13 protein-coding genes and 1 pseudogene are annotated in these 21,300 nt (G+C 65.0%); 11 read left to right on the top strand and 3 right to left on the bottom strand.

Going from position 1 to position 21,300, the window contains the following annotated elements:
• Positions 1–55 precede the first annotated feature (55 nt).
• Positions 56–1,201 carry a GGDEF domain-containing protein gene (locus tag PQR42_RS25465; RefSeq protein ID WP_408209298.1) on the bottom strand — a complete coding sequence of 382 codons (1,146 nt, stop codon included), beginning with the start codon at positions 1,199–1,201 and terminating at the stop codon, positions 56–58.
• Positions 1,202–1,756: 555 nt separating this feature from the next.
• Between PQR42_RS25465 and bcsD the strand changes: the two genes are divergently transcribed.
• The 7 genes from bcsD to PQR42_RS25430 all read left to right on the top strand — a co-directional run bounded on the left by bcsD (position 1,757) and on the right by PQR42_RS25430 (position 14,827).
• Complete coding sequence (gene bcsD / locus PQR42_RS25460; protein WP_408208871.1) at positions 1,757–2,212, top strand: cellulose biosynthesis protein BcsD; 456 nt, start codon at positions 1,757–1,759, stop codon at positions 2,210–2,212.
• Positions 2,213–2,415: 203 nt separating this feature from the next.
• Positions 2,416–3,345 carry a cellulose biosynthesis protein BcsP gene (gene bcsP / locus PQR42_RS25455; RefSeq protein WP_408387622.1) on the top strand — a complete coding sequence of 310 codons (930 nt, stop codon included), beginning with the start codon at positions 2,416–2,418 and terminating at the stop codon, positions 3,343–3,345.
• A complete protein-coding gene (bcsQ, locus tag PQR42_RS25450) occupies positions 3,342–4,130 on the top strand; it encodes a cellulose biosynthesis protein BcsQ (protein WP_408387621.1) in 789 nt (262 codons plus the stop codon). The genes bcsP and bcsQ overlap by 4 nt, the downstream gene beginning before the upstream one ends.
• Complete coding sequence (bcsA, locus tag PQR42_RS25445) at positions 4,127–6,331, top strand: UDP-forming cellulose synthase catalytic subunit (RefSeq protein ID WP_408208863.1); 2,205 nt, start codon at positions 4,127–4,129, stop codon at positions 6,329–6,331. The genes bcsQ and bcsA overlap by 4 nt, the downstream gene beginning before the upstream one ends.
• 3 nt (positions 6,332–6,334) lie before the next feature.
• Positions 6,335–8,890: a cellulose biosynthesis cyclic di-GMP-binding regulatory protein BcsB gene (gene bcsB, locus PQR42_RS25440; protein WP_408387620.1), complete on the top strand. Its 2,556-nt coding sequence runs from the start codon at positions 6,335–6,337 to the stop codon at positions 8,888–8,890.
• Positions 8,891–8,900: 10 nt separating this feature from the next.
• Positions 8,901–10,082 carry a cellulose synthase complex periplasmic endoglucanase BcsZ gene (gene bcsZ / locus PQR42_RS25435; RefSeq protein WP_408208857.1) on the top strand — a complete coding sequence of 394 codons (1,182 nt, stop codon included), beginning with the start codon at positions 8,901–8,903 and terminating at the stop codon, positions 10,080–10,082.
• Positions 10,073–14,827: a cellulose synthase subunit BcsC-related outer membrane protein gene (locus tag PQR42_RS25430; protein ID WP_408387619.1), complete on the top strand. Its 4,755-nt coding sequence runs from the start codon at positions 10,073–10,075 to the stop codon at positions 14,825–14,827. The genes bcsZ and PQR42_RS25430 overlap by 10 nt, the downstream gene beginning before the upstream one ends.
• Positions 14,828–14,887: 60 nt before the next feature.
• Here PQR42_RS25430 and PQR42_RS25425 read toward each other — a convergent pair whose 3' ends face one another.
• The gene (locus PQR42_RS25425; protein ID WP_408387618.1) at positions 14,888–16,120 is read right to left on the bottom strand and encodes a DUF2252 domain-containing protein; all 1,233 of its coding nucleotides are present in this window, start codon (positions 16,118–16,120) and stop codon (positions 14,888–14,890) included.
• 459 nt (positions 16,121–16,579) lie between these two features.
• Here PQR42_RS25425 and PQR42_RS25420 point away from each other — a divergent pair.
• The 4 genes and pseudogenes from PQR42_RS25420 to PQR42_RS25405 all read left to right on the top strand — a co-directional run.
• A pseudogene (locus PQR42_RS25420) lies at positions 16,580–17,428 on the top strand (PAS domain-containing protein); the annotation flags it as partial.
• 151 nt (positions 17,429–17,579) lie between these two features.
• Positions 17,580–19,244, top strand: coding sequence for a response regulator (locus tag PQR42_RS25415; RefSeq protein WP_408387617.1), 1,665 nt, complete (start codon positions 17,580–17,582; stop codon positions 19,242–19,244).
• A 34-nt stretch (positions 19,245–19,278) separates the two neighbouring features.
• Positions 19,279–20,199 (top strand): DUF72 domain-containing protein, encoded by a 921-nt coding sequence (locus PQR42_RS25410; protein ID WP_408387616.1) that lies wholly within the window; start codon positions 19,279–19,281, stop codon positions 20,197–20,199.
• A 338-nt stretch (positions 20,200–20,537) separates the two neighbouring features.
• The gene (locus PQR42_RS25405; protein ID WP_408208842.1) at positions 20,538–21,023 is read left to right on the top strand and encodes a hypothetical protein; all 486 of its coding nucleotides are present in this window, start codon (positions 20,538–20,540) and stop codon (positions 21,021–21,023) included.
• A 75-nt stretch (positions 21,024–21,098) separates the two neighbouring features.
• On the opposite strand, the gene PQR42_RS25400 is transcribed toward PQR42_RS25405, so the two are convergent.
• A partial coding sequence (locus tag PQR42_RS25400; protein ID WP_408493914.1) for a hypothetical protein occupies positions 21,099–21,300 on the bottom strand: 202 nt, incomplete at its 5' end.

Below are 21,300 nucleotides of genomic sequence, written 5' to 3'. Positions count from 1 at the left end.
ATTTATGCCTTCCACACAAATAGAACGAAGAATTCTCCTTCGCGGCCCCGCCGCCCTACGCCGCCATCACGCGATTGCGGCCCGACGCCTTGGCGGCATACAGCGCGCCGTCCGCTCGCGCCATCAGCTGGGCGAGCGATTCATCGCGCCGAAGCTGGTCCACGCCGACGCTGAAGGTGTACCGCAGCCCGCGCGGCAACTCGTCCGGCGCGGCCGCGGCGAGGCGGGCCCGCAGACGGTCGAGCAGGCTCACCGCCTCGGCGGCCGTAGTGGCCGGGCATAGCACGCCGAATTCCTCGCCGCCCAGCCGGCCGAACACATCGCCGACCCGCAGGTTGCGGGCGACAAACGTGGCGAAGTGGTTCAGCACCTGGTCGCCGGCGGCGTGGCCGTAGTTGTCGTTGACGGCCTTGAACGAGTCGATGTCGATGATCGCCAGCGCCACCGGCGAGCGGGTTCGCAGCGACGCGTTCAGCAGCGCGTCGCCGATCGCGAGAAACGCGCGGCGCGACAACGCGCCAGTCAGGTCGTCGACATTGGCCAGCCGTTCGAGCCGTTCGGCGAGGCGGTCGTGTGCCAGCATCACCACGCCGATCGAAAGACAGGGCGGCGCAAGAATGCCGAGCGCGAGAAAAATGATGTTGGACGGCGACACTTGCAGGAGGCCGGTCTGTGTCAGCAAACCGAAGCCGTACATGAGCCCGCGCGAAGTATGTCCGGCGCATAGCAGGACGGCTGCCACCGCGAGGAAGTAATAGCTGTAGCGCGGCCGGTTCGCAGGACGGCCACGCAGCATGACCACGGCGAGCGCGGCGTAGAGGCCCGCGTGAAATGCCGACACCAGCGCGACACGCGCGTTGAAGTCCGGCGCGGCGAAGGTCCAGTACGAGATGCCGAACACCACGACGGCGAGGCCGGCGTAAGCCGGCCACGGTCGCGCGCGGCGCCCCAGAAAGCGCAAGCAGCCTTCGACCACCAGCAGCAGCGAAGCCGCCAGCAACACGTTGGACGCCACGAAGGTCAGCCAGCGCGACGCGTGGCCCTGCAAGGCGAAAGCGAGCAGCGCGACGATCGCGACCGCGTTGGCGGAGATCCAGTAACCGACGCCTGGAATCGCCGCGCGCCACAACGAGCCGAGCACGGCCATTGCCATGGCGCTCGACAACACGGTGACCAGAAGAATACTGAGTGGATTGAGCATTGCAGTGAATGAATCAAATGGCATCGTGACGATGTGACACGTACGCACGTGCTTTTTCCGTGCGCAACCCGATGCAAGTTCGCAAGCTTAGCGGCTCGGGCAATAGTTGGGCATGCAAGGACCCCGAAAGATTTAGAAAGACTTACCGGCGACAGTGATGCCGCTGCTTGCGCGCAATCGCGAAGCGTTGCATTTATCACGAAACGAAAGCGCTCAATCAAGTGGCGAAGCCAGCCGTTAATCGAGCCATGACCGAAGCATTCTTACCGGACAATCATGATGGGTAAGCGAAACGGCGATTCAGGCAGCAAAAATTACTTAATCGAAAATGCATCCATTGCAATCGATTGCGCGTATAAACAGACGAATGGAAAGTGGCTAAAAATTAATGTCTTAAGTAGACTGCTTCGAAGTGTGGTGGACAGACTAGACAACCCGGTAAAACTAACCTAGGCCGCGTGCAATACGCGATTTCCCGCAACACTTTTTCTTTGCACCCGGCCGTGGGCCTCCGATTTTTTTAAGCGGCTGACGCAACGGCCATCCCCGGAAAACATGGTCCCAATTCTCGATTACCTGCTGGAACGCCAAATCTCGCCGCAGTGGCGCGGCATGCTCACCGCGTTGGCCACCGAGTTCGAAGCGCAGATCGGCCGCGACGAACTACGCCAATTGATGCACCGCGTCGGCAGCCGGTTTGCGGCGGCGCATCCGCTGCCCGCCTGCGACTCGACCGCCGAACTCGCGCGAACCTTGAACCTGTACTGGCATGACATGGATTGGGGCTACGTCGAATTGGCGGACGAACCCGAGTCACTGCGCATCGTTCACTACTGCGCGCCATTGCAGGCGTTCGGCGGTACGGCGCTGGCATGGACGCCGGCGTTTCTCGAAGGCGTGTATCAGACCTGGTTGAGCGCGTTGGGCGCGCAAGGCTTGTCGGTCGCGCAAACGAGCGGGTACAGCGAGGACACCGCGATCGAGTTTCGTCTGGGCCGTCATCCTGTTTGAACGAGGTGCGTTGAAGGACATGTGGCCTGGGTACGTCGGCCGCGTTGTGAATAGACAAAGCAGCAACACGCGGTAGAGGAACGCGCCAGACCGGTGCGCGTGAAGTAGCAGTGAAGTAGCAGGACAGGCAGGACCAGCGTTTCAGGGCCGCGAGCACAAGTCAGGATCGGGGCAGGGGTAGGCATGAACAAGACGGCGGCACTATGAGCTCATCGAGCGACATCGAAAAACTCTTCGATCATTTTGGCGGTGACGCCAACGCGTACCAGGAAATCGGCCGCGAAAACGAAGCGCGTTCGGCGCGCACCCGCTGGCCGCTGTTAGTGACACTCGATCTGACCCAGCCGACGATTCCCGCCATCGGGCAGCGTCGCGAGGCCAAGCCTCAGTCGCCGGCGGTCGAAACGCCGGTGGCCGTCGATCGTCAGGACACCACGCCAAAAGACGCGGCGGCCGTGACGCGCGCGAAGGCGCCGCTGTTCACCCGTTCGCATCGGCGGGACATTCCGCCGGTCGCCGTGGCCGCGCCGGCGAGCGTGCCGAAGGGCGCGTCGCGTTTTGGCGAGATCGAATCGAAAAATGACGCGACGTCGCAAGCGGGAGTCGGCGCTGGCCGAGTGGAAGCTGTCGCGCCGGTGGCTGCACAAGCCGCGCCGGCTGCGGCTCCGGCTGCGGCTCAAAGCGCGCCGGCTGCGACCCCGTTCGCTTCCGCTGCGATTCCGGCACAGACAACGCCGCTCGTCCCCATGCCTCACGCCGCACAACCGGCCTCCGTGCCGCCGGCGATTCCGTTGCGGCCGCCGGTTATGCAAACGGTCGCGTCCACCGCTCCGAACTGGGCGCAGACCCCGGCGCCCGCGCGTGCTTACGCGAGCTCGACCGCGCCGATCGCACCCGCCGCGCCAACGCAACCCGCTTCAATCCTCGGCAAGCTCTTCGCGCCGGAACCCGCATCCGCACCTACGCCGCCGCAAGCGGCCGCGACCCGCGGCGAATCCGCGCCGTTGCAAGCGATCTTCGACCGCCTGCGCGGCACACCCGGTCAATCAGCCGCAGCACCGGCCGGCGCCGCGCGCGCCGTCACGCCCGCCACCTCCAACTCGTGGCTGGTCAACGGCCCTCGTCGCTCATGAAAGTCATCGCGGTGGTGTCCGCCAAAGGCGGGGTCGGCAAGACCACCCTCGCCGCCAATCTCGCTTCCGTGCTGGCCGCCGGCGGCCGGCGTGTGATCGCGCTCGATCTCGACCCGCAGAACGCGCTGCGTCTGCACTTCGGCGTGCCGCTCGACAGCATCGACGGTTTGTCGCGCGCCACGCTGACGGGTGATCCGTGGCAATCTGTGATGTTCGACGGCGTCGACGGTGTGACGGTGCTGCCCTACGGCGCGTTGCTCGAAGACGACCGCCGCCGCTTCGAGGCGCATATCGACCACGAGCCGCGCTGGCTCGCGCAGTCGTTGCAGAATCTGCGCCTCGACCCGTCCGACATCGTGATCATCGACACGCCGCCAGGTTCCTCCGTGTATGTCCGCACCGCCTTGTGCGCGGCCACCTTCACGCTGAACGTCGTGCTCGCCGACGCCGCGTCGTACGCCGCGATTCCGCAGATGGAGCGGCTGATCGGAACCTACGCGGCGCCGCGCGCCGAATTCGGCGGCGAAGGCTATGTGATCAACCAGATCGACCAGTCGCGCCAGTTGACCAAGGACGTCCTCAAGGTGTTGCGCCAGATGCTTGGCGCGAAGCTGTTCCCCGGTGTGATCCATCTCGACGAAGGCGTGAGCGAGGCGCTCGCGTGCGACACCACGCTGATTCACTACGATCCACTCAGCCAGGCGGCCGCCGATTTCAAGTCGTGTGGCGCATGGCTGACGGCGGCGCTCGACGCGATCGCCGTCTCGCCGAGGAACGTCGCATGAGCACGACTCCGTCGCCGGGTCTCGAGCCCGCCGAGCCGTCGCGGCTCGAACGCTTCGTCGACGCGCGTTTCTGGAACAGCCGCATCGTCACCGGACTCGTCACACTGTTCGCGCTGGTGATGCTGTACTTCGTGTTCACCGTGCCGCTCGCCTTCTACGAACAGTTGACATTCGCGACCTGCTGCTTCGTGACCGCGCTGATGTTCCGCCGCCTGCAAGGCCGTTACGCGACGATGGTGATGATCATGCTGTCGGTGGTGACCTCGGGCCGCTATATGTACTGGCGGCTGACCGCGACCACCTACTGGGAGCATCCGCTCGACGCCGGCTGGGGTCTGCTGCTGGTCGCCGCCGAAGTCTATTCGACCATCGTGCTGCTGCTCGGCTACTTCCAGACCGCGTGGCCGCTCAAGCGCACGCCGATGCCGCTGCCCGCCTCGCGCGACCAATGGCCGAGCGTCGACGTGTTTATTCCGACCTACAACGAGCCGCTCTCGGTGGTGAAGCCGACCATCTACGCCGCGCTCGCGCTCGACTATCCGGCCGAGAAGATTTCGATCCACGTGCTCGACGACGGCCGCCGTCCCGAGTTCAAGGCGTTCTGCGAAGAGGTCGGCGTCAACTGGACGATCCGCACGCACAACCGCCACGCGAAGGCCGGCAACATTAACGAAGCATTGAAGATCACCAGCGGCGAATACCTCGCGATCTTCGACTGCGATCACATTCCGACCCGCTCGTTCCTGCAGATCGGCCTCGGCTGGTTCCTGCGCGACAAGCTGCTGTCGATGCTGCAAACGCCGCACCACTTCTTCTCCGCCGACCCGTTCGAGCGCAATCTCGGCACCTTCCGCAAGGTGCCGAACGAAGGCGAGCTGTTCTACGGCCTCGTGCAGGACGGCAACGATCTGTGGAACGCCACGTTCTTCTGCGGCTCGTGCGCGTTGCTGCGCCGGACCATGGTCGAGGAGATCGGCGGCATTGCGGTCGAGACCGTGACTGAAGACGCGCACACCGCTTTGAAGCTGCACCGTCTTGGCTACACGACCGCGTATCTGGCGATTCCGCAAGCCGCGGGGCTCGCCACGGAAAGTCTCTCCGGCCACATCGGCCAGCGGATTCGCTGGGCGCGCGGCATGACGCAGATTTTCCGGATCGACAATCCCCTCACTGGCAAAGGCCTGAAAATCGGCCAGCGGCTTTGCTATCTGAACGCGATGATGCACTTCTTCTACGGCATCCCGCGTCTGGTGTTCCTGACCGCACCGCTGTCGTATCTGTTCTTCGGCGCGCACGTGATCGAAGCCGCCGCCAGCACGATCGCGATCTACGCGCTGCCGCACATGATGCACGCGAGCATCACCAACTCGCGCATGCAGCGCTCGTTCCGCCATTCGTTCTGGGCCGAAGTGTATGAATCGGTGCTGGCCTCGTACATCACCGCGCCGACCCTGCTCGCGCTGATCAACCCGAAGCTCGGCAAGTTCAACGTGACGGCCAAGGGCGGCCAGATCGAGAAGAACTATTTCGACTGGGCGATCTCGCGGCCCTATCTGTTCCTGCTGTTGCTGAACCTGATCGGCTTCTGCGTGGGCGTCGTGCATATCTACTTCAACTGGCATGTGCGCAGCGTGGTGCAGACCACCCTCCTCAATCTCGGCTGGACCACGTACAACATGCTGATTCTCGGCGCGAGCGTGGCGGCCGCGAGCGAACGCCGGCAAATTCGCGCGGTGCACCGCGTGGCGATGCAGATGCCCGTGATGCTGAAGTTCTCGACCGGCCGCACGCTCGCCTGCGAAACTATCGACTACTCGGAAGGCGGCGTCGGCGTGGCGCTGCCCGCCGCGATCCAGGTGCCGATGCACGAGCGTGTGACCGTGTCGCTCTTTCGCGGCGACGAGGAATACGCGTTCCCCGCGACCGTCGGCTTCACCGCGCCGGGCCGCGTGGGCCTGCGCTTCTCGGCGATGACGCGCGAGCAGGAATACGAGTTCGTCAAGACCACCTTTGCACGCGCCGACGCCTGGACCGGCTGGGCGGAAGGACGGCAGCAGGACACGCCCCTGCGCGGTCTGTCGCATGTGCTGACGGTCGGCGCGCGCGGCATCGCGGGGCTGTTCGAGCATCTCTATGCCGACCTTCGCAGTTCGATGAAAAGCCGTCCAATGGACGTCAAGAAGCTAAAAACGAAAGACTGATCTATGCGCAACCGGATGGCGAAGGGCAACATCGAACGCTCGAATCACGAGCGCAGTGGGACCGGATTGAGGATGCATGGCGTTGGACGCTCCGGCTCACAACGGCTGATGCGCGGCCTCGCGTGCTGGCTCGCGTTGCAGACCGCGCTGGCCGCGCCGCTGGCGTCGGCGGCTGAAGTCGTGGCGGCGGCCGCCGGTGGCGCGAGTGCGGCGGGCGCTGTTCAAAGCGCCAGTGCAACGCCAGGCGCTCCGGCTGCGACCGGCGTCGGCAGCGTGAGCGCGCCGAGCCCTGCCGTGCCCTACGACCCGAACGCGATCGCGCAACCGCAACTGGCGACACCGACGCCGGCGCTCGCCGCGTCGTCGGTGAAAGCGTTGGGCATCAGGACGCCGACCACCGCCGAGCCGGGTACGCTGGTGCCGGGAGGGCGTCGTCAGACGCTAACTTTCGCCGACCTCGGCGCGCTCGATCCGCTGCAATTGCGCGGCACCGACGGGCAGAACGGCGTGGCGTTTTCCGTGCGCGGCGATGAAGTGGTGACGGGCGCGGTCCTGCATCTGGTGTATAGCTACTCGCCCGCGCTGCTCGCGAATATCTCGCAGCTCAAGGTGCTGGTGAACGGCGAAGTCGCCGCCACCCTGCCCGTGCCGCACGAACAGGCCGGCATGCTGGTGGCGCGCGACGTCTCGATCGATCCGCGCTTCATCACCGAGTTCAACCATCTGAACGTGCAGTTGATCGGCCATTACACGACGAGTTGCGAAGACCCGGCGAACTCGTCGCTGTGGGCCACCGTCAGCAATGCGAGTTCGCTCGATCTGACGTATGCGTCGCTTGCCAGCAAGCCGGATCTGGCCGCGCTGCCGCAGCCGTTCTTCGATCGACGCGACGTGCGCCGGCTGGAGTTGCCGTTCGTGTTCCCGCAAAAGCCGGGCAACGCCACGCTCGAAGCGGGCGGCATCGTGGCGTCGTGGTTCGGCGCGCTCGCCGGTTATCGCGGCGCGGTGTTTCCCGCACAACTGGACAACGCGCCGCTCTCGGGCAATGCCGTCGTATTCGCGACTTCCGATCAACGCCCGGCCGGCATCAACATCCCGGCGATCTCCGGCCCGACCATCGCGGTGGTCGATCGCGAGGCGCCGGCGCGCGGCAAGCTCCTGCTCGTGCTCGGGCGCACCGAAGCCGAACTGAAAACCGCCGCGAAGTCGCTCGGTATCGGCCAGAACACCTTGACGGGTCAGAGCGCGACCATCACGCAGTTGAACGAACTCGCGCCGCGCACGCCGTACGACGCGCCGAACTGGCTGCCGACCAACCGTCCGGTGCGCTTCGGCGAACTCGCCGATCCGCGCGATCTGACCGTGTCCGGTTACGACGCCGACGCCGTGCGCGTGAATCTGCGCGTGCCGCCCGATCTGTTCATGTGGCACACCAAGGGCGCGCCGATCGATCTGCGCTACCGCTACACGGTGCGGCCGCTACGCGACCGTTCGTCGCTCAACGTGAGCGTGAACAACGGTTTCGTGCAGGCGCTGCCGATTCCGGCCGAATCCGCTTCCGTGTTCGAGCTGAGCCATTACTTCGCCACCGTGCTGCCGGACAAGACCGCCGAAGCGCGCCGCACCCTGCATATTCCGCCGCTGCTGCTGACGCCGCGCGCGCAGGTGCGCCTGCACTTCTACTACGACATTCCGAATACCGGCGAATGTCACGGGCGTCTGCTCGACAACGTGGTCGGCGCGATCGATCCGAACTCGACGATCGACCTCTCGTCGTTCCCGCACTACATGGCGCTGCCCGATCTGGCCGCGTTCGCCAATAGCGGCTTCCCGTTCACGCGCATGGCGGACCTCTCCGAGACCGCCGTGATCCTGCCGAACGACGCCGATTCGAGCGACTACAGCCTGTATCTGCTGACGATGGGCCGCATGGGCACCTCGACCGGCTATCCGGTGACGGGCGTCACGGTCGGCACCGCCGACGACGCCGACAAGTTCGCCAGCAAGGACCTGCTGGTTTTCGGCGCGCCGGGCAAGCAGCCGTTGTTGCAGCGCTGGGCGAAGTCGATGCCGTTCTCCAGCGACGGCGACTCGCGCACCTTCCAGCTCACCGACATCGTCTTCAAGCTCGAGGACTGGTGGCATGGCGAACGCGGTGTCGAGCGCACGCCCGCGCGCGCCGATCTGACGCTGGTGAGTTCGAACGGCGATGCGTTGCTGACCGGTTTCGAATCGCCGCTGCAAAAGAACCGCAGCGCGGTCGCGCTGGTGAGCGCGGCTGGCCAGTCGGACGCCGATCTGTCCGCGGCGCTGCTCGACTCCGACGTGCTGCCGCAGATTCAAGGCGCGATGGCCGTGATCCACGGCCGCACCGTCACCATCACCTCGAACGGTGAGGCGTATTACGTCGGCCATCTGTCGCCGCAGGAGTATCTGCGCTGGGCGCTGTCGTCGCATCCGCTGCTGTTGATGCTGGGCGGCGTGCTCGCCGCGCTGATCATCGCGGGCCTGTTCTACCGGACGCTGCGCTCGATCGCCGCGCGCCGCCTGAAGGACTAATAGGACTGATATGCGGGTTCGAATCAACAAGAAAATCGGCGTGGCGCTGACGCTCGGGCTGGCGGCGTCCGCGAGTTTCGCCAATCTCGTCAAGGTGGCGCAGACCACCGCCGCATCCGGCGCCTGCGGCGACTGGAGCGGCTATCGCGCGTTCGTCGAGCGCTTCGTGCAGGCCGACGGCCGCGTGATCGACTACTCCACGCCGGCGCAGCAAACCACCTCCGAAGGCCAGTCGTACGCGCTCTTCTTCGCGCTGGTCGCGAACGACCGCGCGACTTTCGACCGGCTGCTCGGCTGGACGCGCACCAATCTCGCGGGCAATCAGTTCGACGCGCAAAACATGCGGCTGCCGTCGTGGCAATGGGGCAGGAAAGCGGACGGCTCGTACGGCGTGCTCGATCCGAATTCCGCCTCGGACTCCGACTTGTGGATCGCCTACGATCTGCTGCAAGCGGGCCGCCTGTGGCATGAAGCGGGTTATACGCAGTTGGGTGAAGCACTGGCCACGCAGATCGCGCGTCAGGAAATGACCACCTTGCCGGGCGTCGGGCCGATGCTGCTACCCGGACCGCAAGGCTTCAAGAATGGCGGCGTCACACGTCTGAATCCGAGCTATCTGCCGCTGCCGGTGCTGCGCTCGCTCGCGCGCGAAATGCCGAACGGCCCATGGGGCAAGCTCGCCGACAGCGCCTACAAGCTCATCAAGACCACCGCGCCGCAAGGCTTCGCGCCCGACTGGGCGGCCTGGCAAAACGGCCAGTTCGTGGTCGATCCGAAAAACGGCGACACCGGCAGCTACGACGCGATCCGCGTCTATCTGTGGGCCGGTCTCGCCTCGGCAGCGGACCCGCTCGCCAAACCTTGGCTTGCGGCGCTCGGTGGCATGCGCTCACGCGTCGCGCAAACCGGCTTTCCACCGGAGAAAGTTTCGTCGACCACCGGCGCGGCAAGCGGCGAAGGACCGCTGAGCTACTGGGGCGCGCTCGCGCCGTACTTCAAGGCGCTCGGCGACGAGCACGGCCTCGGCCTCGCGCGCACGCATCTCGCCGCGCTCGACGTCACTGTGCCGGGCCGCGAACCGGTGTACTACGATCGTGTGCTGGGCTTGTTCGGCACGGGTTTCATCGACGGCCGCTATCGTTTCGACGAAGCCGGACGTCTCGTGCCGAGTTGGAGAAACGCATGCGACTGAGCGCCTTCGCGTTGTCATTGCGCCTCGCGCTGAGCCTCACGGCCGTCTGCTGCGTGGCGACGGTTTCGCCGGATGCGCTGGCGCAGGCGTCGAAAGATCCTTTGAACGTGCTGATCGATCAGGGCAAGTACTGGCAATCGCATCAACGCGGCGACCTCGCCGAGCAGGCGTGGCAGAAGGTGCTGCGCATCGATGCCAAGCAGCCCGACGCGCTTTTCGGCATGGGCATGGTGCTCGCCGACCGCAAGGACGGCGCCGGCGCGCAGCAATATCTGGCGCGCCTGAAAGCGGTCGCGCCGAACTATCCGAATCTGGATGAGCTCGGCCGGCGCCTGGGCGAATCGAGCCTGCGCGACCAGACCGTGAACGACGCGCGGCGGCTCGCGCAAAGCGGTCAAAGCGCGAGCGCGGTGCAGGAATACCAGCGCGCGCTGAATGGCAAACCGGCCACGCCCGAATTGCAGCTCGAGTATTACCAGGCGCTCTCGGCCACGCCGCAAGGCTGGGATCAGGCGCGCCGCGGCCTGGAACAACTCGCGCGCGACAACCCCGACGACCCGCGTTACGCCCTCGCCTACGCACAGCATCTGACCTATCGCGATGTGACGCGCCGTGACGGCATCGCGCGACTGCAGAAACTGGCGGGTGACAGCACGGTCGGTGCGTCGGCGAAAAAGAGCTGGCGTCAGGCGCTGTTGTGGCTCGACGCGCGGCCCTCCGACGCCCCGCTCTATCAGGCGTATCTGCAAACCGCCGCCGATGACGCCGCAGTCAAGGCGCGCTTCGATTCGATGGTGCAGCAGGACAGCGCGGCCCGCGCGCGCTCGCAGGAAAACGCTGCCGTCGACGCGCGCGGCCGCATCATCGCCGACGGCTTTTCCGCGCTCGATCGCAACGACGTGGCGACGGCGCGGGCGAAGTTTTCCTCGGTGCTGGCCACTAGCCCGAACGACACCGACGCGCTCGGCGGCATGGGCATCGCCGCATTGAAGCAGGAGCACTTCGCCGAAGCCCGCAACTATCTGGAACGCGCGTCGCGCAACGGCAATCCGGCGCGCTGGAAAACCGCGCTCGACAGCGCGACCTACTGGACCTACACGAGCGACGCGATCGGTGCGCGCAGCAACGGCGAAGTCGCGAAGGCGAAGTCGCTGTTCGAACGCGCGATCGCGCTGAATCCGTCCGACGTCACCGCGCAGGTGCTGCTCGGCGAAATGCTGCTCGCGAACGGCGACCCGAGCGGCGCCGAACAGGCGTACCGGATGGCGCTGCGCCGTCAGGCCGACAACCCCGACGCGGTTCGCGGGCTGGTCGGCGCACTCGCCGCGCAAGGCCGCGGCGACGAGGCGCTGCAGTTCGCCAATCAACTCAACAGCGAACAGCAGTCGAAGGCCGGCGGCATCAACCGTCTGCGTGGCGAAGCGCAGGCGGCGCAAGCACGCGCGGCCGAAGCACGCGGCGATCTCGGCAGCGCGCGCAGCCTCTTCGAAGACGCGCTGCTGAACACGCCCGACGATCCGTGGCTGCGCCTCGATCTCGCGCGCATCTATGTGCGCCAGGGCGCGGTCGCCAACGCACGCAGCATGATGGACGGCCTGCTCGCCGCGCATCCCGACATGACCGACGCGTTGTACGCGAGCGCGTTGTTGTCGGCGGAAACGCAGGACTGGTCGGCGGGTCTCGCGCAGCTCGACCGCATTCCGGTCGCGCAGCGCACCGACGCGATGACGACCTTGCAGCACCGCTTGTGGGTGCATCAGCAAGCCGATCTCGCCACGCGAATGGCGCGCAACGGGCAGACGCAACAGGCGCTTGCCACGCTGCATGCCGCCGAACCGGTCGCGGGCAACAGCCCCGAATTGATCGGCGTGATCGCCGCCGCTTACAGCCAAGCCGGCGACCCGAACCGCGCGCTCGGACTCGTGCGCGCCGCCATGAACGCGGCGCCCGGCAACACCGATCTGCTGCTGCAATACGCGGGCATTCTGTCCGCCACGCAACAGGAAACCGAACTCGGCATGGTGATGCGCCGGCTCGCGTCGATGCAATTGACGCCGCAGCAACGCACCGACTTCGGCAACCTGAATCTCGGCATCGTCATCAAGCAGTGCGACGCGGTGCGTCAGCGCGGCGACCTCGCCAGCGCCTACGACGTGATCGCGCCGTGGCTCGCGGCCATGCCCGACAATCCCGATCTGCAAGCCGCGCTCGGCCGCCTCTATTCGAGTGCCGGCGACGATCGCAACGCGCTCGCCAGCTATCGCGTCGCGCTGCAACGCAAGCCCGACGATCTGAACCTGTTGCAGGCGACCATCTCCGCGGCGGCCGGCGCGAAGCAGTTCAGCTACGCCGAAACGCTTGCGAAACAGGCCTTGAACGCGGCGCCCGGCGATCCGGGCTTGCTGGCCACGGTCGGCCGCATGTATCGCGCGGAAGGCAAGCTGTCGCTCGCGTCGACATATCTGCAACGCTCGCTGGTCGCCGCCAACACGCCGCTGATGGCCAACGTCCCGCGCAGCCCGGCGAGCAACGTGCCGCGAGGCTGGGAAGTGGCGATGCGCAGGATCGGCGCGACGCCGCTGCCGGGCACCAATCCCTTCGAAGGCAAAACCGCCACGGTCACGCCGACCGACGCCGACAACGCCGCGCTCGCCGGCGGCAGCTATAACGCCGCGCGCGCAGCGCTTCCGTATTCGCAGTCTTCCTTGCCGACACAGACCGTGCCGAACTATCCGCCGCCTACGCAACCCGCGCCTTACGTCGCACCTTATACCGCGCCGGCGCAGCCTTATGCGCCGAGCCCGGCGCCCGCCGCCCTGCCGTATAACGCGCCGCGTCAGGGCGCCGACTCGGGTGGCTATGGCCAGGAGACTTACGGGTCGAGCCAGTCGGGCGCGCCGTTGCAGCCTTATCCGGGGCAAGGCCAAAGTCAGCCGCCGATGCAGCAGGCGCAGATGCCGCCGGTGCAGCAGGCTCCGCAGTACAACCCGGCTTATCCGCAGCAGGCGCCTTATTCGCAGCAGCAGCAGCCATACGGCGCGCAGGATGGTTATGCGGCCACGCCCTGGCCGATGTCGCCGGCTGCACGCCAGGCGCAGGCCAACGCAGGCTCGATGCAAGCGCAACCGTATGGCACGCCGGGCACGAGCACGAGTTCGAAGCGCTCGACCAGCAAGAAGCAAAGCGCGTCGAAGAATAGCCGCAACGCGCCGGCTTATGCGCAGGCGCCGTATGGGCAGCAGCAAGGCTATCCGCAGCAACAGCAGCCTTACTACGGTCAGCAGCCGTATCCCCAACAGCAGCAGGGCTACGCGCAGCAACCTTATCAACCCTACCCGGCGCAACAGCAACAACAACAGCCTTACCAGCCGTATCCGCCGCAGCAGCAGGCTTACGCGCAACAGCAGCCGTACATTCCGCAGCCGCCCACCGGTTACGCCCAGCCGTACTACCCGGCGCAACCCAGCGCGAACGGCAACGGCAACACCTACGCGCAGCCGAACGTGGCGAACACGCAAACGCTCGGCGTGGCTGAAGAGTTGGCGCAGGTCAACCGCGAGCAGTCGAGCAGCATCTCGGGCGGGATCGTGTTCCGTAACCGCAGCGGCGAGGACGGCCTGTCCAACCTCACCGACATCGAAGCGCCGATCCAGGGACGCATCCGGGCGGGCAACGGCCACGTCGTCGTCACGGCGACGCCCGTCACGCTCGACGCCGGTACTGCCGCCGGCAATGTCTCGACGCTCGCGCGTTTCGGCGCCGGCCTGTCGAACGACGCGTCCACCGCGGCTGCCAAGGCGGGCACCAACAACTACGGCAACCAGACGGCGAGCGGCGTGGGCCTGTCGGTCGGCTACGAAGGCCGCAGCATCAGCGGCGACATCGGCGTGACGCCGATCGGTTTCCGCGAGACCAACATCGTGGGCGGCGCGCAATACAACGGCGGCATCACCGACAAGGTGTCGTATTCGCTGGCCGTCGCGCGCCGCGCGGTGACCGACAGTTTGCTGTCCTATGCCGGCGCGCACGATGCCGGTTCCGGCCTCGAATGGGGTGGCATTACCTCGACCGGCGGCCTTGCCAGTCTCGCATGGGACGACGGCACGAGCGGCCTGTACGTGAACGCGGCGGTGCAGTACTACAAGGGCGACAACGTGCAGGGCAATGTCGCCGTCAAGGGCGGGGGCGGCGTCTACACGCGCCTGCTGAAAGACGCCGATCAGACCTTCACTATCGGCGTGAATACGACGGTGATGGGCTACAACAAGAATCTGTCGTACTTCACGTATGGCCAAGGCGGCTATTTCAGCCCGCAGGAATACGTCATTCTGAACTTGCCGATCGAGTGGACCGGACGCAACGGTGCGTTCACGTACGACTTGAAGGGATCGATCGGGGTGCAGCACTACCGCCAGGACGCGTCGAATTACTTCCCGCTCAATGACGGATCCAACCGGCAGGGTTCGGCTGTGCAGAACGCGGCGCAGTTCGGTACGAGCGTGCAGAGCAACGCGCAGTACCCGAGCCAAAGCAAGACCGGCGTGTCGTATTCGCTCAGCGCGGTGGGCGAATATCAACTCGCGCCGCAACTGGCGTTCGGGGCGACCGCTTCGCTCGGCAATGCATATGAATATCGCGAGTATCTCGCGGCCGTTTATGTGCGGTATAGCTTCAGCAAGCAGACCGGTTTGCAGCCGTTCCCGCCCACGCCGCTTGTTTCGCCTTATCTGTCGTTGTCGAATTGATACTGGTGTGATTTCCGGCGGCGGCTCGAATCAGGTCGCCGCCGCCGGAAGCACCTCGCGTCAATCGTCATCGCGCCCGGTCGCGTAACGCCGGCAGTGCTCCAGATAGCCAGCAGCATGGCTGCTCACCAATTCGACGATACCTGTCCACAGCCAACCCGGCGCATCGAGCGTCTTCGAGCGGTTTCTGCGTAGCTCGGTAAGCCACGCCTTGCGCTCGGCGCTATCCATTTGCCGCGCGTGCGCCTTGCCGACCACCATCGCCAGAAAGCGCGCTACCTTCATCGCTTCGTCGCGGGTGAACTGCTCGATGGTCAGCTTCATGTCCTGCGGCAGCAGTTCACGAATCACGACGGCGCGATCCGCCAGACGCGCCGAGCGCATCCGCTCGCCGAGCGACGGCGACAGATGCCGCGCGCCCTCCACCACCCGCTCCGCGTTATCGCGCGGCATCCGCACGCCGGCATAGCGCGGCGCGGCGGCTTGCGCGGCTTCCTTGATATCGATCAGGCACAGGTCGTCGCCCTCCACTGCGGCGCCGTCGATGTCGAGCAGCACCGCATAGCGCAACCTGCCGAGCGAACTGCAGCCTTTCACCCAGTAGGCGGCGTCGAGCACTTCCACGTCGGCCTCGTCGCCCGCGCCGCGCAGCACCGTGGCGAGCCGCGCCAGCGTGCCTTTCTCGAACAGCGCCTCGATCTCGCGACGCTCGCTTTTCGCGAGCGGCCAGAAGCGCGGGCCGAGCGGAATGCTCGGTTCGAGATCCTCAATGCGCTCCTCCGCCAGATGACGCCACGAACGGCGCACCGCTTCCCTCATTACCACTCGCACCGCTTCGGGCTTTTCCGCGTGGATGTCGGCGTCGCCCGCGGCGTCGTCGAAGGCGCGCTCGTAACCGTCCGCGATCGCTTCCATCATGCGTACCGTCGTCACGCCCGGCAGGTCCGAACCGCGCGCGGCGGTCGCCAATGACAGGCCGAGGCGGATCAGGTCGTGCGCCGGATTGCCGATCACAGTCTGGTCGAGATCGCGAATCTGGATTTCGACGCGTCCTTGCGCATCGGCGACGGGTCCGAGATTGCCGGTATGGCAATCGCCGCAAATCCAGATCGCGGGACCCTCCGGCAAAGCATGGCCCTCGATGCCCTCGAGCCATTCGTAGAACTTGCTGGTGTTGCCGCGTACATAAGCGTGCGCCGAGCGCGCCATTCTGGCGTTGCGGCGCGTGATCAACAGCGCCTGGCGCGCATCCGCTTTAGGCAGCTTGTTTCGTGTGATGTTCTTCTTTGTCATAGAGCGGTCCGCTTTTTATCGACGTTCAAATTCTGCGTGGCGTCCAGGCCCACGGTGCGCCGGTCGGCGCAGGCGAACAAATGGACGACAGCAGGATTCGCGCCCGCGTGATGAATGCAGTCTGTAAGCGACACGCGGCGACGGGCATCACGCCGGCATCTTTCGCATGAAATGCCTACCTGTGTGCTTCTTTCCGCTCTCCGGGGCACTAGGCACATCGCCCAGGTAATTCTTGCGAACCCGTTTGCGGACAGGGTTCGGCTAAACCCGACAACGTATGCGTGACGGGTCACCGGCCCGGCGTTGTGGCCTACAATTGTCGCAGCCACGCGCCCGCTATCCGCCGGCACGCGGTGCACGGCAGAAGATTCATCCCACCTCCTGCTGAGAGTGCAAGCGCGTCACGCGCGCCGGCAGAGTGGGGACACTTTCATCGACGTGACCTCTGTGGAGCGCAGCATGCCATTTCCGGCACAAGATCACGGCTGCTCTGGCTGGCGCGGGGAGATGGCGCAGCGCATCAGCGCATTCGACTGGGCCGCCACCGGCCTTGGCGTCATCGAAAACTGGCCGCGCAGTCTGACTGCCACCGTGCAGTTGCTGCTCGCCTCGCCGGTGCCGCTGGTGCTGCTGTGGGGCAAGCCCGGCTACATGATCTACAACGACGCCTACGCGATCTTCGCGGGCGGACGCCATCCCTATCTGCTCGGCTGCCCTGTCGAACACGGCTGGCCGGAAGTCGCCGACTTCAACCGGCATGTCATGGCCACGTGCCTCGCGGGCGGCACGCTGTCGTATCGCGACAAGGAGCTGATGCTGCTGCGCGACGGCAAACCCGAAGACGTGTGGATGGATCTCTACTACAGCCCGGTCGCCGACGACAGCGGCGCGCCGGCCGGCGTGCTGGCGGTGGTCGTCGAAACCACCGCGCGCGTGCTCACCGAACGCTGGCGGCAGCGCGCCGAGGGCGAACTGCACGAAACCAACGAGCGGCTGCAACTCGCGCTCAATACCGGCACGGTGCTCGGCACATGGGTGCTGGACATGCGCACGGGGAAGGTCAGCGGCGACGAACGTTTCGCGCGCACCTTTTCCTTTCTGCAAGAAGAAGCCGCAAAGGGCGTCGAGCGCGATGCCGCCACGCAGATGCTTCATCCGGACGATCAGGCGCTCAACGAGCGACTGACCGCCGAGGCGATACGCACGGGCCAGCCGTTTCGCGCCGAGTTTCGAATCCGCCGGCCCGATGGCGAGTATCTCTGGGTGCAGGCAAACGGCCAGTGCGAATTCGACGAGCATGGCGAGCCGACTCGCTTTCCCGGCGTGCTGATCGACATTCACGAACGCAAGATCGCCGAACAGTCGCTGCGCCAGTTGACCGAGACGCTCGAACAGCGCGTCGCCGACGCGCTCGCGGCACGCGCTTTGGGCCGAGGAACAATTGCGCCAGGCGCAGAAGATGGAAGCGATCGGCAGCCTCACGGGCGGCGTCGCGCACGACTTCAACAACGTGCTGCAGGTAATCAACGGCAACCTGCAAATGCTCGCCGCCGATGCCGGCGGCCACCCGGCCACGCTGCGCCGCCTGTCCGCCGCGACGGACGCCGTCAAACGCGGCGCGAAACTGGCCGCGCATCTGCTCGCCTTCGCGCGGCGCCAGCCGCTTTCGCCGACCGTGCTGAACCCGCGCCGCCTGCTCCGCGGCATGAGCGAGATGCTGCATCGCGCGCTCGGCGAAACCGTGCGAGTTGATACGGTCCTGAGCGACGATCTGTGGAACGTGCAGGTCGATCGCAATCAACTGGAAAATGCGTTGCTCAATCTCGCGATCAACGCGCGCGACGCGATGCAGGCGGACGGCACGCTCACCGTGCGCGCGGCCAACCGCGTGCTGGATGCCGCGTTCTGCCGCGGCAAACCGGAACTCTCACCGGGTGAATACGTGGTGTTTTCCGTCACCGATACCGGCGCCGGCATGCCGCCCGAGATCCTGCAACGCGTGTTCGAACCGTTCTTCACGACCAAGCCCGACGGCCACGGCACCGGCCTCGGCCTGAGCATGGTGTTCGGCTTCGTCAGGCAGAGCGGCGGTCATACGTTGATCGATAGTGAAGTCGGACGCGGCACCACCGTCTCGCTGTTTTTCCCGCGCTGCTGTGAGGCCGAAACCTCGGAAGCCGTCGACGAGACCGCGGCGCCGAGTGGCGGTGGCGAAACGATTCTGGTCGTCGAGGACGATGCCGACGTGCGCCTGACCGCCGTCGAAATGCTCGCGCAACTCGGCTACAAGGTGCTGACCGCGTCGAGCGGCGACGCGGCGATCGAGTTCATCGACAGCGATGTGCCAATCGATCTGCTGTTCACGGACGTGGTCATGCCCGGCAAGGTGAAAAGCGTGGAACTCGCGCAGCGTGCCGCGGCGCGCTCGCCCGCGGTGCCGACACTCTTCACTTCCGGCTATACGCGCGACGAAATCGTCCATCACGGCAAACTCGACGCCGGCATCACCCTACTCTCGAAGCCGTACCGGCGCGACGATCTCGCCCGCAAGGTGCGCGGCGTGTTGCGTGCCGGCGCGGCCACGCCTGCCGGCGGGTGCTTGCCCGTGTCCGTGGCCGATGGTCAGATCGCCGCCTGCGTGCCGCCCGCCGTGTACGACCCAGGCAGGGAGCCCAGGCAGGAAAGCCAGCATGTCGCCGCCGAGGCTGCGCCTCGAAGTCATTCACCCCTGGATGCGCCGCGCTCGCCCGGCACACCCGCTCGCGTGCTGCTGGTCGAAGACGACGCGGATTCACGCGAAGCGTTCAGCGATCTGCTGAACGCCCTCGGCCTCGATTGCACCGCGGTCGCGAGCGCCGAAGAAGCGCTGCCGCTCGTGCCCGCGCAACACTTCGACATCCTCTTCACGGATCTCACGTTGCCCGGCATGTCCGGCGACAGTCTTGCACGCGCCATGCTGCGCCAGCAGCCGGGGATTCGCGTGCTGCTGGTGTCGGGCTACGGCAAGAGCGCGCAGATCGGCGACGCCATTCCCGGCGCGCGGCTGCTCGGCAAACCGCTCGATATCGCGGAGCTGCGGCGCGAACTCGCGGACTGGATCGATCACACCGAAGAAGCGTCCTAGCCGGCGCACGCCACGCATTCAACCGACTTCGCCGATGGACATTCGCTGCGGCACCGCAGGCTGGACCGACAAGACGCTAATTGCCTGCAAGCGCTTTTATCCGCGTGGCAGCAGCAGCGCTGAAGCACGTCTGCGGTTTTATGCGTCGCAGTTCCCGTTGGTCGAAGTCGATTCGGCTTACTACGCGATGCCTTCAGCGAGCAATGCGCAGTTGTGGTTCGAGCGCACGCCTGAAGGCTTCACGTTCAACTTCAAGGCGTTTCGTCTTTTCACGGGGCATCAGACTTCGCCCGACGCGCTGCCGCGAGACATTGCGATGGCGCTGCCGGAAGGCATCACTGGCCCGCGCAAGAAGAACGTGTACTACCGCGACATGCCTGACGATATCCGCGATGAGTTGTGGCGGCGCTATCTGGAAGCGCTCGAACCGCTGCGCGTGAGCGGGCGACTCGGCGCCGTGCTGTTCCAGTTCGCGCCGTGGATCACGCGCGCGCCGGATGGCCTCGCGCTGGTCGAGGAATGCCGGGCGCGGATGGCGGGGTACATGATGGCGGCTGAGTTTCGCAATCAGTCGTGGTTCGATGACGAGCATGCAGCGTGGTCGCTCGAATTTCTGCGCGAGCGCGGCATCGTGCATGTGATCGTCGATGCGCCGCCGGACGTGAGCAATCGCGTGCATACCGTGTGGGAGGTGACCAATCCTGAGTTGGCGATGGTGCGTCTGCATGGGCGCAATACGCAGACGTGGAGCGCGACAGGCGCGGCGAGCGCCGCGGATCGCTTCGACTATGACTACAACGAGGCGGAGCTGACGGAACTGGCCGTCCCGATCCGGGCGATCGCGCGACGGGCGGGACGCACGCATGTCATTTTCAATAATTGCTTCGAGGATCAGGGGCAGCGGAATGCGCGGACGCTAATGAGCATTTTGGGGGCGATTGCGAACTCGCTGTGACGCGGTTTGGTTGGTCGGTTGGTGAAGGCGGTAGCCGGCCAATAGTTGCCGTTCGTGCAACACTGAAAGCCGTCGTTCCGATGGCTGGTTCACCGCGCAACCTGCCGAATGGTTGACGGACGCACGTAATCGGCGTTGACAGAGCGGAAGCGAACATTTCTCCGAGGTTTCGAGTTGCTTTCAGCGTTGCGAGATCTATACCAACTGAGGGCAGATGCCCAAGATGCCCAACAAGCAGGTCTCGTCCGTATCATGGAGGCGATGTTATGCGGCAGCACCGTCTCCCTAAAGTTAGGCCATCTTTTACTCACCTCAGCTATTGAATAGAGGAATAAGTTATGACCGCTCCAAAAGGCAATGAACTACGGGATTTGCTACCCGAGGACGCTTTCTCAACCCCGAAACTACTCAACGGCCAAGGCTTTCAACTTCGCCCCACTCGCGTCAAAGTGTACAAGCCAACTGGAGCACCGGTTTATTTCTACGATGTGGTGACGGATGACAATACCCGCGTTGGTATCGCAAACTTGATTCTCGAAAAGGACTCGCAACAAGTTTCTGAATTAGGTCATGTTTGTGCGAGGCTGTCGGAAGATCAGGACAGCGTGGAACTACTCAAGCAGGTAGGAGAATTGCTTATTTCACATGGCCATGAATGCGGGCTAACAGAAATTCGCATCGTTGTCCCTGAGCAATCCGAAAAATCAGTCCAGGCATGTGCGTCGATAGGCAAAATTTGCAACAAGGCGTATCTAGATCGAAACGGGGAGAAATTTGTTTGGTTTGGATATTCGGCCAATGGGAATTCAGAACAAACGGCCTAACGATTCGGTCCCACGGATAGTCAGCCAGGTTCTCTGTCTGACTGCCGACCTCCAACCCACGTTGAGCGACAGCTTTTAGATCGATTTGGTGCGTTCGCCGTCGGGCCGGGTTCGGCCGATGCTGTTGAAAAAGTCGCTGACCGTCTCTCTCACAAGGTTTTTAGGGGTCTTCCTACCCTTAACCTGCGTTCGCCAGCGGTTTGTAGGCCGATCTAAGAGGTCGTTTTTCTCACCGGCGATTTGAGAAAGCAGAGCAGCGACTTTTTCAACAGCATCG

Source organism: Paraburkholderia sediminicola (assembly GCF_046027355.1).
Classification (GTDB): domain Bacteria; phylum Pseudomonadota; class Gammaproteobacteria; order Burkholderiales; family Burkholderiaceae; genus Paraburkholderia; species Paraburkholderia sediminicola_B.
Note: the sequence above shows the minus strand (reverse complement) of the source record. Positions and strands in the feature narration are given on the sequence as shown.

Excerpts from the sequence above, each read along its gene's own strand:
- PQR42_RS25465 (WP_408209298.1), bottom strand. The coding sequence starts at position 1,201 with ATGCTCAATCCACTCAGTATTCTTCTGGTCACCGTGTTGTCGAGCGCC.
- bcsD (WP_408208871.1), top strand. The coding sequence starts at position 1,757 with ATGGTCCCAATTCTCGATTACCTGCTGGAACGCCAAATCTCGCCGCAG.
- bcsP (WP_408387622.1), top strand. The coding sequence starts at position 2,416 with ATGAGCTCATCGAGCGACATCGAAAAACTCTTCGATCATTTTGGCGGT.
- bcsQ (WP_408387621.1), top strand. The coding sequence starts at position 3,342 with ATGAAAGTCATCGCGGTGGTGTCCGCCAAAGGCGGGGTCGGCAAGACC.
- bcsA (WP_408208863.1), top strand. The coding sequence starts at position 4,127 with ATGAGCACGACTCCGTCGCCGGGTCTCGAGCCCGCCGAGCCGTCGCGG.
- bcsB (WP_408387620.1), top strand. The coding sequence starts at position 6,335 with ATGCGCAACCGGATGGCGAAGGGCAACATCGAACGCTCGAATCACGAG.
- bcsZ (WP_408208857.1), top strand. The coding sequence starts at position 8,901 with ATGCGGGTTCGAATCAACAAGAAAATCGGCGTGGCGCTGACGCTCGGG.
- PQR42_RS25430 (WP_408387619.1), top strand. The coding sequence starts at position 10,073 with ATGCGACTGAGCGCCTTCGCGTTGTCATTGCGCCTCGCGCTGAGCCTC.
- PQR42_RS25425 (WP_408387618.1), bottom strand. The coding sequence starts at position 16,120 with ATGACAAAGAAGAACATCACACGAAACAAGCTGCCTAAAGCGGATGCG.
- PQR42_RS25415 (WP_408387617.1), top strand. The coding sequence starts at position 17,580 with ATGGAAGCGATCGGCAGCCTCACGGGCGGCGTCGCGCACGACTTCAAC.
- PQR42_RS25410 (WP_408387616.1), top strand. The coding sequence starts at position 19,279 with ATGGACATTCGCTGCGGCACCGCAGGCTGGACCGACAAGACGCTAATT.
- PQR42_RS25405 (WP_408208842.1), top strand. The coding sequence starts at position 20,538 with ATGACCGCTCCAAAAGGCAATGAACTACGGGATTTGCTACCCGAGGAC.